This window comes from Micromonospora sp. NPDC020750 (assembly GCF_044334565.1).
Lineage (GTDB): Bacteria > Actinomycetota > Actinomycetes > Mycobacteriales > Micromonosporaceae > Micromonospora.
The window spans coordinates 1-15,212 of sequence record NZ_JBIRTH010000013.1 but is presented as its reverse complement, the minus strand read 5'-3'; the positions used below and the strand labels follow the sequence as shown (position 1 = coordinate 15,212).

The 15,212-nt window shown below is 71.5% G+C and carries 9 protein-coding genes; 6 read left to right on the top strand and 3 right to left on the bottom strand.

Annotation, left to right across the window (positions count from 1 at the left end):
* Nucleotides 1-27: 27 nt before the first annotated feature.
* Together ACH4T9_RS29330 and ACH4T9_RS29325 are read left to right on the top strand one after the other, a co-directional pair.
* On the top strand, nucleotides 28-405 hold the full coding sequence (locus tag ACH4T9_RS29330) for a hypothetical protein (RefSeq protein ID WP_396674425.1): 378 nt from the start codon (nucleotides 28-30) through the stop codon (nucleotides 403-405).
* Nucleotides 406-496: 91 nt separating this feature from the next.
* Nucleotides 497-1,327, top strand: coding sequence for a hypothetical protein (locus ACH4T9_RS29325; RefSeq protein ID WP_396674424.1), 831 nt, complete (start codon nucleotides 497-499; stop codon nucleotides 1,325-1,327).
* Here the strand turns inward: ACH4T9_RS29325 and ACH4T9_RS29320 are convergent.
* Nucleotides 1,284-2,792: a serine hydrolase gene (locus ACH4T9_RS29320; RefSeq protein WP_396674422.1), complete on the bottom strand. Its 1,509-nt coding sequence runs from the start codon at nucleotides 2,790-2,792 to the stop codon at nucleotides 1,284-1,286. The genes ACH4T9_RS29325 and ACH4T9_RS29320 overlap by 44 nt on opposite strands.
* Nucleotides 2,793-3,538: 746 nt before the next feature.
* Here ACH4T9_RS29320 and ACH4T9_RS29315 point away from each other — a divergent pair.
* From ACH4T9_RS29315 to ACH4T9_RS29300, 4 genes are all read left to right on the top strand, one after another.
* Entirely contained in the window at nucleotides 3,539-4,882 is a 1,344-nt protein-coding gene (locus tag ACH4T9_RS29315; RefSeq protein ID WP_396674420.1) for an MFS transporter, read from the top strand.
* Entirely contained in the window at nucleotides 4,879-9,126 is a 4,248-nt protein-coding gene (locus tag ACH4T9_RS29310) for an amino acid adenylation domain-containing protein (RefSeq protein ID WP_396674419.1), read from the top strand. Before ACH4T9_RS29315 ends, ACH4T9_RS29310 begins: the two co-directional genes overlap by 4 nt.
* Nucleotides 9,123-10,910 carry a non-ribosomal peptide synthetase gene (locus tag ACH4T9_RS29305; RefSeq protein ID WP_396674417.1) on the top strand — a complete coding sequence of 596 codons (1,788 nt, stop codon included), beginning with the start codon at nucleotides 9,123-9,125 and terminating at the stop codon, nucleotides 10,908-10,910. The genes ACH4T9_RS29310 and ACH4T9_RS29305 overlap by 4 nt, the downstream gene beginning before the upstream one ends.
* A 162-nt stretch (nucleotides 10,911-11,072) precedes the next feature.
* Nucleotides 11,073-14,102 carry an AMP-binding protein gene (locus ACH4T9_RS29300; protein ID WP_396674416.1) on the top strand — a complete coding sequence of 1,010 codons (3,030 nt, stop codon included), beginning with the start codon at nucleotides 11,073-11,075 and terminating at the stop codon, nucleotides 14,100-14,102.
* Nucleotides 14,103-14,254: 152 nt separating this feature from the next.
* Here the strand turns inward: ACH4T9_RS29300 and ACH4T9_RS29295 are convergent, their stop codons facing one another.
* Entirely contained in the window at nucleotides 14,255-14,647 is a 393-nt protein-coding gene (locus ACH4T9_RS29295; protein ID WP_396674414.1) for a hypothetical protein, read from the bottom strand.
* Between the two features lie 131 nt (nucleotides 14,648-14,778).
* Complete coding sequence (locus ACH4T9_RS29290; protein ID WP_396674412.1) at nucleotides 14,779-14,928, bottom strand: hypothetical protein; 150 nt, start codon at nucleotides 14,926-14,928, stop codon at nucleotides 14,779-14,781.
* Nucleotides 14,929-15,212 lie beyond the last annotated feature (284 nt).

Genomic DNA, 15,212 nt, shown 5'->3' with positions numbered 1-15,212 from the left:
CGTCTGGCTCCGACCGCTGAGACCGTTATGTCCGCCGGCATCAGGCAAGAGCGGCGGGCGCGCTTCGAGATCCGGCTGGAGGCCCTCCTCGAGAGCCTCGCCGCCATAGTGGCCCGCTCCGGCGATGGGTCGATGACCCTCCGCTACCGGTTCGTCTCCGAACACCGCGCCGACTACGGCATGCAGCAGCTGTGCCGCGTCCTGGCGGTACGACGTCCCGGCTTCTACGAGTGGCTGGCCGCCGGGTGGCTGCTCGTCCGACGAGCGTCCCCTGCGTCCGACCCGGCTTCCGGGGTGTCGGCGGCGTCCGGCTCGGTCTGGCGGCCGTTCGACTTGATGATCACTGATTTGATCGGTAGCTATCGACTGGCTTTTGGTGGTGCCGGTGGGGGTAAGCGGCCATGATCGAGATTGGCAGTGCCGCGCCGGAAGATCATGGACGTGGCCGTCCCACTCGGACGGCCGTCGTACCCGACCCTGAAACTGAGGAGACCTCTTGGACACGGAGATGTGGAGCCTGCTCCGCGTAGGTGACGGCGGGCAGGACCTCGTGCTCACCGTCGACTTCGGCGGGGCCAGGCCGGAGGCCGGGTTTGTGGACCTGGCCGCCCGGCTGCCGTCCGGCTGCACCGTGCTGGCCACCCGGCCGCCGGACCGCCTCATCGACGACCCGGCCGCCGCCGTCCGGCAGGTCGACGCCTGGCGGGACGAGGTCCTAGCCACCGGTGCGCGGATCTCGGCGGTGATCGGATACTGCTCCGGCGCGACCGTGGCCACCCGCCTGGCGCACGACTTCACCGCCCACGGGCACCCGGTCAGCCTGGTGCTGGTCGATCCCGCGGTGGCGACCCACGAACTGCTCCTGGAGGCGTACCACAGCTCGATCGAATCGCTGGTGGCGGTGCTCGACCAGCCGCCGGCCAGCGGCGATGAGGTGTCCGGCCCGGTGCCGGGAGGGGCCGCCCTGGTGGGCCTGGCCCGGCGTCTCGGTGACAGCTACGTCCGGACCGCCGGCCAGGTCGGCCGGGAGTTGGACCTGGACGACGATCTCGTCGACGACCTCACCGTCCGGTTCCAGCGCTACCTGTCGTACCTGGTGGTGGCCGCTCTCGCCGAGCTGCCGGCACCGGTCGCCGCGCTGCGGCTCCCGGTACTGACCGTCATGTCCGCCACGCACCCCGAGGACGTCTTCCCGGCGATCGGCGACCGCCGGGTCCGGTTCGACGTTCCCCGCGCCGACCTGCTCGCGGACGCCAGGGCCGGTCGACTGTTGGCGGAGTTCATCACCGGGCGGTCGGTGACACCAGCCCCAGTTCCCGGTAGATAGCGTCACTGACCCGGTGCCAGATGGATTTGCCCGACACGAAGCCGGGCAGTCCGTTTCCGTTGAAGGCCACCACCAGCTCGTGTTCCGGGTCGACGTATGCCATCGGCGACGACCCGTGGCCCTGGTGACCGAAGGTGCGAGGGCTGGTGTGTGACCCGTAGTAGGCGTGTTCCTCCCCGTGCCGTCTGCTCTCCAGCGTCAGGCCCAACCCGAAGTCGATGAGGGGAGCCTCCCCGAAGAAGCTCGGTCGCTGCGGTCGGATCATCTGCTGGACGGTCGGTGCGTCCAGCAGGCCGTCATGCCCGGCACTCCACGCGTCGCCGACCGCATGGTGGCAGAGCAGCTCGTAGAACCGGGCCATGCTGCGGGCGCTGGCCCACAGCCCCTCACCCGGATGCCGGGTCGTGTGGACCAGGCCGCTGGCCAGCAGCCGCCGGGTTTCGGCAGCGGTCTGCACCTCCTGCGGGCTGCTGAGCTCCGCCGCCCTGTGCCGGTGGTAGGTGCCCACCTGGCCGCCGAGCGCCCGCAGCTCGTCGGCGGAGAAACCATAGTGGTACGTCGCGCCGAGCGGGCCGGCGATCTCGTCGGTCACGAACCGGTCGAAGTCGCGGCCGTCCAGCTGCCGGACCACCTCGGACAGCACCAGCCAGCCGATGGCCGAGGAGGAGTACGACGGCTGCTGACCGGGCACGTCGTCCGGGTGCAGCCGGGCCGCGAGAGCTCCCTGGACCGCCTGCGCGTAGCCCACGGAGTAAGGGTCGGCGCTGCGCGGGTCGTCGGTGAGCAGTCGCCCCGAGGAGTGGGTGAGCAGGTGCCGGAGGGTGATCGCGGCCTTGCCATCGGTGCCGAACGCCGGCAGGTAGGTCGCCACCGGCTCGTTCGGGTCGAGTGACCCGCGGCGCCACAGCTCACACAGGGCCGCCGCGAGTAGCGGCTTGCCACCGCTGAACCAGGGCAGGATGTCGTCGGGCCCCAACGGCGTGCCGTCCTCGCGGTGGCCGGCGACCCGGTCGTGCACCGGCTTGCCGGCGATCGAGACGTAGAGCTGGATGCCGAGGTGTCGGACCTCCCCGATCGCCTCCGCGATCGCCCGGTCCAGCGCACCGGTCGCCGACCGGGAGGCCGGCCGGTCCGCCGGCCCGTCCCGGCGGTGCTCGGCGCGCAGGACGGTCAGCCGTTCGGCGAACCGGCGCGGGGTGGGCGCCGAGATGAGCGTGTCCAGTGGAACCGGAATGCCGAGCGTCCGGCGTACCCGTTGGAGAAGCTGGATCGCCAGCAGCGACTGGCCGCCGGAGGCGAAGAAGTCGGCGTCCACCGGCAGCTCGGGTTGGCTGAGCAACTCCCGCCAGAGAGCGAGCATGTCGGCCAGGAACGGACTGTCGGGGTCGACCGACTGCGACTCGACCGGGAGGTGTCGACGCGGGGACTCGTGGCCGAGTCGTTCGTCCGTCTCGCTTTCCTGCATCCTGGTCCTCTCGAACGATGGACATCGCACCTCAGGCGCACGATTTGCCTGGAAGCGACGCGGCACCCGGTGCTGGCCGTCCCTTCGGGCGGCGGACCCGTCCCGCTGGTCGCGCCGGCCATCGTAGCCCTCGGGTGAGAGGTGGTCGCAGCCATGGTGGCGACGTGACGGCTCCGGGTTGCGGTCACTCCGCGTAGTGATGTCTGTGCAGTTCGGATCGGCGTCGGCGACCGGGCCGCCCGGGTCGGCACGGCACCCTGAGTGCTCTTGATCACGCAACCGACTCCTGCTAGCGTCGGGGCCGCATCAGATATCAACTATGTTTCATGTGCTAATTGTGGCTACAGATAGTGACCACGGGAGATGCGGCGACGTAACAATTGGTGGACGCACACAGGTATGACCGACCGTCTCCCGATCGGCATGTCGTCAGGCGGCATCCTCTGAGCCACGTCCCCGGCGGACCGGTCGACCAGTAACGACCGGCATGGTCCGATCGGATGCCGCAACCCCGACCGTAATCGCGATCCGGCCAGGTCGACCGGCGGGTTTCCCCTGCTCAGGCCCCATTCGGGTGGCCAACACCCACCCCCGTCGGCCCCGCCCACCCGGTGGCCCGGTCCGGCCGGTGGCCGTAGGTGAGCCGGATCTGGCCGGCGGCGCGGGTGAAGCGCCAGCACCACGGGTCGGTGCGGCCAGCGCACCACGGTCCGGCGAAGCATCGAGGCGGAAGGACGATCAGTCAGGTGGCAAGCTTCAGAGGCGTTGCCGGTTGGCCATCGCGTTGGTGGGCCAGCGTCCGCGACCTGCCGAAGGTCGAGGCCATCCTGCTCGTCAACACCCTCGTCGGGTGCGTCGGGTTCGGGCTCTACACCGCGGTCAGCGTGATCTACTTCTCCACCTTCGCCGACGTGTCGGCGGTGCAGGTGGGGCTCGGATTCTCCCTCACCGCCTCGGTCTGGATCTTCGCGGCCAGTCCGGTCGGCCGGCTGGTCGACCGGATCGGACCACGCGAGATGACCATCGGAGCCGGTGCGGTGCAGGGACTCCTGCTCGCCTGCCTGCCGCTGATCAACGGCGTCGCGTCGTTCCTGATCCTGATGTGCACTCTCGGCATCGCCGAACGTAGCGCGAGCGTCAGCCGGGAGGCGCTCCTGGCACAGCTCGTCGACGACAAGCGCCGGGTGGTCACCGCCGCCCGGAGCCGGAGCATCGCGAACATCGGCCTCTCGGTGGGCACCGCCCTGGCCGGCGTCGCGCTCGCGGTGAACACCCGTACGGCGTTCGTCGTGCTGCTGGTCACCTACGCGGCGCTCACCCTGGGGGTCAGCGCGATCAGCCTTCAGTATCCCCGGGTGCCCGGCCGGCGGGAAACCGTCCGGACCGGCCCCAGAGGCGTCTTCCGCGATCCGCCGTTCCTCACGGTGTCCATCCTGGCCGGCCTCGTCTCGATCTACGACACGGTGCTGGTGATCGGTCTGCCGCTGTGGATCGCCCACCACACCGACGCCCCGGCCACGATCTTCGCCGGACTGATGGTCACCAACACCCTGCTCATCGTCCTGTTCCAGGTCCGCGCCGCACGCAACGTCGAATCGGTGCCCGACGCGCGCCGGGCCCTCATCCAGGGCAGCCTGGCCGCCGCGCTCGCCTGCGCCATCTTCGGCGTCACCGCCTGGACCGACACCGCCGTGCTGGCCGGGGCCGTCCTTTCCGCTGGCGTCCTGCTGCTGACCGCCGGTGAGCTGCGCGCCGCAGCCGCCGACTGGTCCCTCCGGTTCGAGCTGGCCCACCCGGACGCCCAGGGCGAGTACGGGTCCATCCACTCCCTCGGTTCGACGATCCGGTCCATCTGTGGTCCGGTCCTGGTGACCTACCTCCTGGGCGTCTGGGCCGGCGTGGGCTGGCTCGCCCTGGTCGTCATCTTCCTGCTGCTCGCCGCCGCGACCGGGCCGGTCGTCGGGTGGGCGCAGCGCACTCGCGTCCGATACACCCCCGCCGGCAGCAACCCCGAGCCGATCCCCTCCACGAGCGACAGCGTCGCGGACGAAACGGTGCCAACGGCGCAACCCGAGGGAGCGACCCGATGAGCCGGCCGGTGCCCGCCAGCCCTGAACAGCGTCGACTGTGGCTGGTCGACCGGCACGAGGAGGGAGGCGCCGCCTACACCGTGCCACTGGTCTGGCAGGTGTACGGCGAGCTGGACGTGCCGGCCCTCGAAGCGGCGGTGGACGCGCTGGTGGCGCGACACGAGGCGCTGCGCTGTGCGTTCGTGGACGACGGCGACCAGGTGCACATGCTGGTCGACGAGCCGGCCGGCGGCAACCTGCGGGTGTCGACCGGGCAGGCAGCCGCGCAGGCCGAGGCCGAGCTGGCCGCCTTCCTCGACCGGCCGTTGAGCCTGCAGCGCGGTGAGGTGTTCCGGGCGGCGCTCTGGACGCTGCCCGAGCAGGAGGCGTTACTCGCCCTGATTCTGCACCACGCCGTGGTGGACGGCTGGTCGGTTGCCAACCTGGCCGAGGATCTCTCCACTCTCTACGCGGGGCTGGCCGGCGCCGGCGCCGAGGGGTCCGGCACGGAACTGCCGCCGGTTCCGGGGATGGCCGAACTGGCCGCCCTGCAACGGCGGGAACGCACCGAGCAGACGCAGCAGGAGGCGGTCAGCCACTGGCGGGAGACGCTCCAGGGAGCGCCCGCCGAACTCGACCTTCCGGTCGACCGGGCCCGCCGCCCCGATCTGCTCGACTGGCGTGGTGGCATCCGTACCCACAAGCTGGACCGGTCGACGGCGCAGGCACTCAGGAAGCTGGCCGCCGAGCGTCGCACCACCCCGTTCGTGGTGGCGATGTCGGTGCTCGGAGTCTTCCTCGCCCGATGGTGCAACGTGGTGGACCTGGTGATCGGTGTACCGGTCGCCGACGACCGCGACGAGGTGACCGAGCGGGCGGTGGGCTTCTTCGTCAACACGCTGCCGATCAGGCTCGATCTCAGCGGCGACCCGTCGTTCGACGAGATGATCAGCCGTACCCAGGCCCGCGCGTTCGAGGCGCTGCTGCACCGCGAGGCCCCGCTGGACCTCATCATCCGGTCGCTGGATCTGGACCGGACCCCCGGGACGCATCCGCTGTTCCAGGTCATGATGACGTACCAGAACGTGCCGGAGATCCACCTGCGGCTCGGGGCGACCCGGGCGCACGCCCGTCCGGTCTACCCGGCCGGCGCGAAGTTCGACCTGCTGATCGATCTGGCACCCCACAGCGAGGGACTGAACGTGCGGTTCGAGTACCGCACGGCCCTGTTCGACGACCGGTCGATTGCCGAGGCCGTCGGCTCGTACGTCGAGGTTCTGCGACGCTGTCTCGCCGACCCCGGGGTCCGGGTGGGCGAGATCGACCTGCTCCCCGGGGAACAGGTCGCCGAGCGGCCCGACGGGTCGGAGCCGGTGACGGCCGTGCCGTCACCGGTGCTCTCCCTGGTCGCGGACGCGGTCCGCACCGCGCCCGACGCGGTCGCGGTGACCTGTGGGGATGTTCGGCTCACCCGGCGTGAGCTGTGGCGGGCCGCTCTCCGGCTCGCCGCCCGGCTACGCGCCGCCGGGGTCACCGAGGGGGTGCCGGTCGGCTCGTACCTTCCCCGGGGTGTCGATCTCGTGGTGTCCGTGCTGGGCATCTGGGCGGCGGGCGGGGTGTACGTGCCGTTGGACCCGCAGAACCCGCTGCCGCGCAACCTGTTCATCCTCGACGACGCGGGGATCGGGGTGCTGGTCGCCGACCGGGCGGTCCCCGAGCTGGGTCGGCGCACCGCGGTCCTGCTGGGGGAGGTCGGCGACACCGGTCCGACCGTCGGGGAGTTCCTGACCGACCCCGGGTCACCGGCGTACGTCATGTACACCTCCGGTTCCACCGGCCATCCGAAGGGTGTGCTGGTGGAGCACGGCAGCCTGGCCGGGCTGATCGCGGAGATGGAGCGGTTGGTCCGGCCGAACGCAGCCGACCGGATGGTCGCGTCAACCACGGTCACCTTCGACATCTCGCTGGTGGAACTGCTGCTGCCGCTGACCACGGGCATCGAGTGTGTGGTCGCGGACTCCGGGATCGCGGCCGACCCGGTCCGGCTCGCCGAACTCGTCCGGGACCGTGGCGTGACCGTGGTGCAGGCGACGCCGAGCGTGTGGCGGATCCTGGCCGAACACCTCGACAGCGGGGTACGGGTGGCGATCTGCGGCGGGGAACCGCTGACCGTGGAGGTCCGCGACGCGCTGCTGGGCCTGGCCGGAAAGGCGTTCAACGGGTACGGCCCGACCGAGGCCACCGTCTACTCGTCGGCCTGGGAGATGACCCCCGGGGACATCTCCGTCGGCGTGCCACTGCGCACCAACCGGTTCCTCGTGCGCGACCGGTGGGGCCGTCCGGCCCCCGCCGGCACCTGGGGCGACCTGTGGATCAGTGGTCCGGCGCTGTCGCGCGGTTACCTGAACCGACCCGAGCTGACCGCCGAGGCGTTCAAGACGATCGACGGGGTCGGACGCGGCTACCGCACCGGTGACCGGGCCCGGCGTACCCGCGACGGCCAGTACCAGCTACGCGGCCGGGTGGACGACCAGTTGAAGCTGCGCGGCTACCGGATCGAGCCGGGCGAGGTGGAGAGCGCGATCAACCGGCTGCCGGGGGTGAACGGTTCCACGGTCGTCGCGGTCGAGGTCGACGACAACCGTAGCCTCGCGGCCCTGGTGGTGCCCACCGAGCGCGACGGGGCGGGCGCCGCCGTCGATGACTGGCGCACCCAGTGGGAAGAGGTCTACACCGACCTCGACCGGTCGGAGTTCAGTGGCTGGACGAGCAGTCTGACCCGCGAACGGTACCCGGACGGGGTGATGCGGGAATGGGCCGGCCACACACTCGACGCGCTCACCCGCCTCGGGTTCGAGCATGTGCTGGAGATCGGCGCGGGGTCGGGCATCGTGACCCGGCCGCTGGCACGGAAGGCCGCGACCTGGCTGGCCACCGACATCTCGGCCCGGTCGGTGGACGCGCTGAACGCGGACCGGGAAACGCTGGGCCCCGGTTTCGCGGCGCTGCTGAGGTCGGCCGACGAATGGGACGGCCTGCCGGACCGGTTCGACCTCATCGTGCTCAACTCGGTGATCCAGTACTTCCCGACCCGGGAGTACCTCGACCAGGTGCTGGACGCGTGCCTGGACCACCTGTCGCCCGGTGGCCGGATCTTCCTCGGTGATCTCCGCTCGTGGCCGCTGGCGCGGGCACACTACCGGGCGATGGCAGAGGCACGCCATCCGGACGCGGACGGGCCGCGACTGGCCGCAGCGGCCGACCAACTCGCCGACGCTGAACGGGAACTGCTCGTCGACCCGGGGTACCTGTACCGGCTCGCCGGGTCCCGGGGTGACCTGCGGGTCTCCCTGCGACCCAAGCACCTGGTCGCATGGAGCGAGATGTCCGCGTTCCGGTTCGACGCGGTGTTGACCAGGGCCGGGGCGCCGACCGCGCCCGACCGCACCCCCGGTGAACACGCCTGGCGGACCCCGGAGTCGTTCGAGGGGATCTGTGCCCGGGTGGGCGACGGCGGCGACCCGGCGGTGGTCCGGGGAATTCCGAACGCCCAGAACGCGGCATGGCTCCCGGCCCCGGAGCCCCGGGTGCCGGTGACCCCGGCGGCGCTGGTGGATCTCGCCCGCGCCCACGGCTGCGTCGCTGTGCTCCGCGTCGACCCGCGGGACGCCACCCTGCTCTGCGCCTACCTCGGCCGATCCGCCACGGCCGCCCGGCGGTACGCGGAGTGGGACGCCGCGCGGGCCACGGTGGATCCGGGCCGGCCACTGGTCAGCGAGCCACGGCGGTCCCCCGCAGCCGGGTTCGATCCGGAGGACGCGATCGAGCGGCTGCGCCGGATCCTGCCGCCCTACCTGGTGCCCCACGTGATCGTCACGGTGCCGGCGCTGCCACGGTTGCCCAGCGGCAAGGCCGACCGGAACCGCGCACGGCGGCTGGTGCTCGAACACGTGCAGGCCCGGCAGGGCCACACCGCGCAGCCGGCCGACCCGCTGGAGGCGGCGGTGCGGGACGCCTGGGCCCGGGTGCTCGGCCATGACGGCTTCGGCCGGGCGGACAGCTTCTTCCGCCTCGGCGGTGACTCGCTCGGCGCGGTACGCGTGCTGGCGGACCTGCGCCGCCGGCTCGGCGTGCGGCTCCGCCTGCCGCAGTTCGTCCAGGCGCCGACGTTCGCCGGACTGTGTGGGCTGGTGCGGACTCTCGTGGCGGCCGAGGACGGCGGGAACAGCTCAGGTTCGCTGACGATGAGGGGAGAGACACCGTGACGGGTTCAGCGGATGCGCCGGCGGTCGTCGACACGTTGCCCGGGCTGTTCCGAGCGGCGGTACGGACGCATCCGGACCGCCCCGCGGTCAGCGACGGCGACCGCCGACTGACGTATGCGGAACTCGACCGGGAGTCCGACGCCGTGGCCTCCGGGCTACGGGCCCGGGGCGTGACCGTCGAGGACCGGGTCGGGCTCTACGCCGAGCGGTCCGTCGACCTGCTCGTGGCGGTCCTCGGCATCCTCAAGGCGGGCGCCGCCTACGTCGCGGTGGACAGCCGCTACCCGGACGCCCGGCGCGACCTCATGCTGCATACCAGCGGCGCGAAACTGGTCATCTGCGCGCCGGACTGGCTCGACCGGCTGCGGGAGGTCCCCGCCGACGTGGTCACCCTGGCCGAGGTGACCCGGTCGGAGCCGACGCCGATGCCGGCCGTCGAACCCGCCAGCGCGGCGAACGTCCTGTTCACCTCCGGCTCGTCGGGGCAGCCGAAGGCGATCGTCCTGGAACACCGGAACCTGGTCTCGCTCGCGCTCAATCCGGGACTGCCCCAGCTCACCCCGGCCGACCGGTCCGGGCAGATCTCCAGCGTGTCGTTCGACGCCTTCAACATGGAGCTCTGGACGGCGCTGGCCGTCGGCGCCGAGGTGGTCGTGCTGCCCGACGTGCCGGATCTGCTGGCGGCCGACTTCCAGCGGCAGCTCAAGCGGTACGGGATCACGGTGATGGTGGTCCCGACGATGGTGGTCAACCAGGTGGTCCGGGCGGACCGCGACGCCTTCGCCCCGCTACGTCTTGTCCGGGTCGGCGGGGACGTGCTCCAGCCGTCCGCCTGCCGCGACCTGCTCGGCGGCCGGTTCTCCGGCGAGCTGTACAACATGTACGGACCTGCCGAGATCACCACGGCCTGCACCGCGCACCTGGTGACGATGGCCGACGCCGAGAGCGACCTGATCCCCATCGGCCGGCCGCTGTCCGGGGTGACCGCCCACGTGCTCTCGCCGGACCTGCGGCCCACCGCCGACGGGGAGATCGGCGAACTGTTCGTCGAGGGACCGGGGGTGGCCCGTGGCTACCAGGACCAACCGGAGCTGACCGAGGAGCGGTTCTGCACGGTTACCGGCGACGACGGTGCTCCGGTCCGGGCCTACCGGACCGGTGACCTGGTCCGTCGCCGGCCCGACGGCGTACTGGAGTTCATCGGCCGGGCCGACGACCAGGTGAGGATCCGGGGTTACCGGGTGGAACCGGGCGAGGTGGAGCGGGGCCTGCGCCGCCAGCGGCAGGTGCAGGAGGCGGCCGTCCTGCCCGACGGTACGGGTGACGACCGGCGGCTGATCGCCGTCGTGGTGGTCGACGGCACGCCCAGCCTCGCGGAGCTGCGGGCCCAGGCCGAAGGTGACCTGCCGGACTTCATGGTGCCCAGTCACTTCATCGTGGTGCCGCAGATCCCGGCCACCGACCACGGCAAGCGGGACATGGCGGCGCTGCGCGAACTGCTGGACGCCCACCGCCTGCGCCGGGACAGCTACCTGCCGCCGGGTACGGACACCGAGCGGTATCTCGTCGAGTTGTGGGAGCGGCTGCTCGGGGTGGAGAACATCGGCAGCAATGAGAACTTCTTCGCGTTGGGTGGCCATTCCCTTCAGGCGTTCCAGATGCATCGGCGGATCAGCCGGGACCTCGGGGTGAAGCTGCCGTTCCAGGCGCTGCTGTCCAACACCGTCCTGGCCGACCTCGCGGCCCTGATCGACCAGTCCGTGGCGGGGGGCGAGCCGGCGTGACGGGCGCAGCGGGCGTCGACCGCACCGACGTCGACCTGTTCGTCCGGGGCGCGGGGTCGAACTTCATGCTCGGCATCACCTCCCTCCCGGTGCGGGTCGTCTGAGTCGGGCGGTCCCGCCGCTGTTCCGCTGCCCTGCCCCGCCACCAGGAGAGTGAGACCGATGGACAGCCCGTACGCCCTCGGTGACCGGATCGAACAGGTCGTCGCGACCCGCGTCCGCCAGCGACCCGACGCGACGGCGGTCCAGCAGGGGGATCGCCGGGTCAGCTACGGCGAGCTGTGGGCGCAGGCGTCCACGGCCCGGGAGGCCGTCCGAGCCGGCGGCGTATCGGCCGGTGACGTCGTCGCCGTGCACATGGAACGCACCCCGGAGCGGGTGGCGGCCTTTCTCGGCGTGCTGCTGGCCGGGGCCGCGTACCTGCCCCTGGATCCCCGGTGGCCCAGGGACCGCGTCGACGGGGTGGTGGCACGCAGCGGCGTGTCCCTGGTCGTTACCGACGACGAGCAGCGCTTCGCCGGGACCGGCCTGGTCAGCCTCTCGCCGGACGTGTTCACCGGGTCACCACCCCGGCCGGTGGCGCCCGACGCGCCGACCGGTCGACCCGGACTCGACGGTGCCGCCCCGGCCAGCGTGTTCTACACCTCGGGCTCGACCGGCCGACCCAAGGGCGTTCTCTCCCCGCACCGCGGCACCTGCCGGGTGCTGGTCAACTCGCCGACCATCCCGCTGGATTCGACCACCGTGTTGTTGCAGGCCGTACCGGTGCCGTGGGACATGCACTCGTTGGAGCTGTGGGGGGCCCTGCTCAACGGCGGTCGCTGTGTGCTGATGGACCGCGACCAGCCGGCCCTGGACGCCGAGGCGCTGCGCGCCGGGATCGCCCGGGGGGTGAACACCCTCTGGGTGACCAGCTCGTTGTGCAACGTCTTCGCCGACGAGTGCCCGGAGCTGTTCCGCGACATCCGGGTCCTGGTCGTCGGCGGTGACCGGGTGTCCGCCCCGCACCTGCGCCGGATTCTCGACGCCGCACCGGAGCTGCACCTGGTGAACCTCTACGGGCCAGCCGAGTGCTCGATGGCGGCGACCACCCACGTGGTGACCCACGCCGACCTGGTGGACGGCACCGACGACGTGCCCATCGGCCGGCCGGTGCCGCAGACCGGGGTGGTGCTCCTCGACGGCACCGGGGAGATCGCACTCTCCGGTGACGGGCTGGCCCTGGGCTACCTCAACGACCCGGACGAGACCGCGCGCCGGTTCTTCGACCGGGACGGTGTCCGCTACTACCGCACGGGTGACCGTGGCGAACTCGGCCCGGGCGGCGAGTTGCGGTACCGGGGCCGAATCGACCGGCAGTTCAAGATCCGTGGTGTGCGGATCGAGCCGGGCGAGGTCGAGGCGGTGCTGCGGTCGTACCCGTCGATCGCCTCGTGCGCGGTGCTGCGGGTGGCGCGGCGCGCCGGTGACGCGGAGCTGGCCTGCGTCTTCAGCTCCACCGACGGGCGTCCGGTAGAGCTCGCGCCGCTGCGCGACTTCGCCGCGCGCACCCTGCTCGACGCGATGATCCCGACCCGGTTCCACCAGGTCGGCCGGCTACCGCTGACCCCGAACGGCAAGCTGGACCAGGCCGAGCTGCACCGGCTGGTGTCGCACGCCCCGACCGGGGCCGACGGCGACGCCGTGGATCCGCTGTTGGCGGAGGTACGCGACCTGCTCGACCTGCCGGAGGTGACGGCCTCCGACGACCTGCTGGCAGCGGGCGCCACCTCCCTCGACGCGATCCGGCTCGCCGCCCGGCTGACCGGCCGCCTCGGTGTCCGTTGCACGATCGCGGACATCTACCGGCGGCGCTCGCTGGCCGGCATCGTCGACGCGCTCGACGCGACCGCGCCACGGGCCGCGACGCCGCTGGTGCCGGTGGCCGCCAGCGGCCCGGCCCCGCTCTCCCACGCGCAACGCCGGTTCTGGCTCGCCGAGCAGACCGCGCCGGGCCAGGCCGACAACATGCTGGTGCTGGCCTATCTGATGACCGGCACCCCGCACCCGGACGTGCTGCGGCAGGCGTTGACCGACGTCGTACGGCGCAATCCGGTGCTGCGCACCAGCTACGGCTGGGACGACGACTCCCCGATCCAGCAGGTGCTGGACGGCGACGCTGTCGTGCTCAGCGTCGAGGAGGTGGCCCTCCCGGCGGTGGCCACGGTCCAACTGGCCGCCGAGCAGGCGACCATGGACTGGTGGAGCCGCCCGTTCGAGCTGGAGGACGAGATCCCGGTCCGGGCCCGGATCTGCCGGCTCGACGAGGGTCGGCACCTGCTCTGCCTGCACGTGCACCATGTCGCGTTCGACGGCTGGTCCGAATCGGTCTTCCTGGCGGACCTCGCCGACGCGTACGCGGCCCGTCTCGCCGGGGAGGACAGCCCGACCCCGAGCGGGCCGGTCTCCTACCGGGACTTCACGGTGTGGGAGCAGGAGAACCTGGAGCACTGGGGTCGTACCGAACTGCCCTTCTGGCGGGACACCCTCAAGGGTGCGCCGGCCCCGTTTCTGCCGCGTCCGTCGGCCGTCGGTGAGGCGCCGCGGCGGGAACTCGAACTGGAGGTGGCGGCGGAGACGGTGGCCGCCCTGCACCGGGCCGCCGCCGCGAACGGGGGACCGCCGGTGTCGGCCCTGATCACCGCCACCGGCAGGGCGGTGGCCACCGTTTTCGGGGTACCCGACCTGTTTATCGGCACGGTTACCGCTGGCCGGTTCGACACCGAGACCGAGCGGATCATCGGGTACTTCGTCAACCCGCTCGCGGTGCCGGTGTACGACGTGCCGGACAGCGAGCCCGGAACGCTGCTGCGGGCGGTCAGCGACAGCACGGTCGCTGCTCTGGAGCATGCCCGGATCCCCTTCGACGAGTTGGTCCGGGAGCTGCGGCCGGACCGGTCCCGGCATCCCTTCTTCCAGGTCTGGGCGGTGCTCCAGGCGGAGACGCCACCGGTGACGATGGGCGCGGACGTCGTTGTCGAACGGGTCCGGGTCCGGCCCCCCACCACCGCCGTCGAGCTGATGTTCGAAGCGTTTCCCCGCCCGGACGGTTCCTGGTCGCTGATCATGCTGTGGCGGGCCGACGGGATGACCGAGGACACCGCCGTGCGCCTGCTCGCCGAGATGGACGACGCCCTGCACACGCTGGGATGACGCACAGCAACCCTGTCAGCGCAGATCTACACACCTACGACCAGGCCCCTGGGCCTGGCCCCGTCACGGTTGACATGGCCGTCGGGGCCGCCGTCGTCTCGGGCGGCCCCGCTCGCGGAGACCTTCGTGCTGGTCTTCGTCCGGCCGCTGGTCTAGCAGCCGACCGGGTTCTGGGAGTACACGACGAGCGTGTCGAAGCTGGCCCTCGCGCGGCAGTATCCCCGTTCCGCGGGGTCCATGAAGTAGGCGGTGGCTGCCGTACCGTCGGCGGCCTGCTGCAGGTAGTAGAGCGCCTCCGGGTCCTCCTGGTACGGGCCGGCGGGCGCGTCCGCGCGTTCCAGGGCGATGTCGATCGGCCCGCTGCACCCGCCCGAGAGCCTGGCGAAAGCGGTCTGCATGCCAATGGAGTAGTAGAGGTTGGTGACCGTCAGCGAGCACGCCGATTCTTGTTGGGGCGCGGCGGTGGGCGCGGCGGCGGCCGGCGTCGCTGCGGCGACCAGGCCCCCAGCGAGTACGGCTGCACTCACCATGCTGCGGATTCGCATGATTCGTCCTCCCCAGTCTAAGCGTGTAGAAATCTTCCACACGTGATGTGAATCCTGGCAAAGAATGCCGGGCGGGGGAACCCTTCAAGGAAGCCAGCCGAAGACGACGTCGCGACCCGCCGTAGTGCCGCTCATGGCAGATCACCGCCGAGAACAGCAGCGTCAGGCTGGATGATCAGCGCGTCCAGGGCGGCGGAAGGGTGCACCACGAGCAGCCGGTCAGTGGGATTGGCCGCCAGCAGCACCCGATCGTCGGCCGCCAGCCCGCGCCAGTGCCGCACCGTCGCCGGCAGATGGAGATGGCTCTGGCCGGTGAGGGCGGTCGACGAAGTCGTTCGTCAGGTCGACGGAGCGCCGGCCCGGTTCGACCGGCGCCCCCTATGACCCGCTGTTCAGAGCGTGGTTTCGCCGTTGAGGCCGAAGAAGTCGTGCCATTTGGTGCCGGCGGTGAAGGTGGTGCCGGTGGTGACTCCGACGTAGATGTCGTTGGTGTTGCTCTTGGTGAAGGTGATGATGTCGTCTTTGCCGTCGCCGTTGACGTCGGCGAGGTAGGGGAACTCGCCTG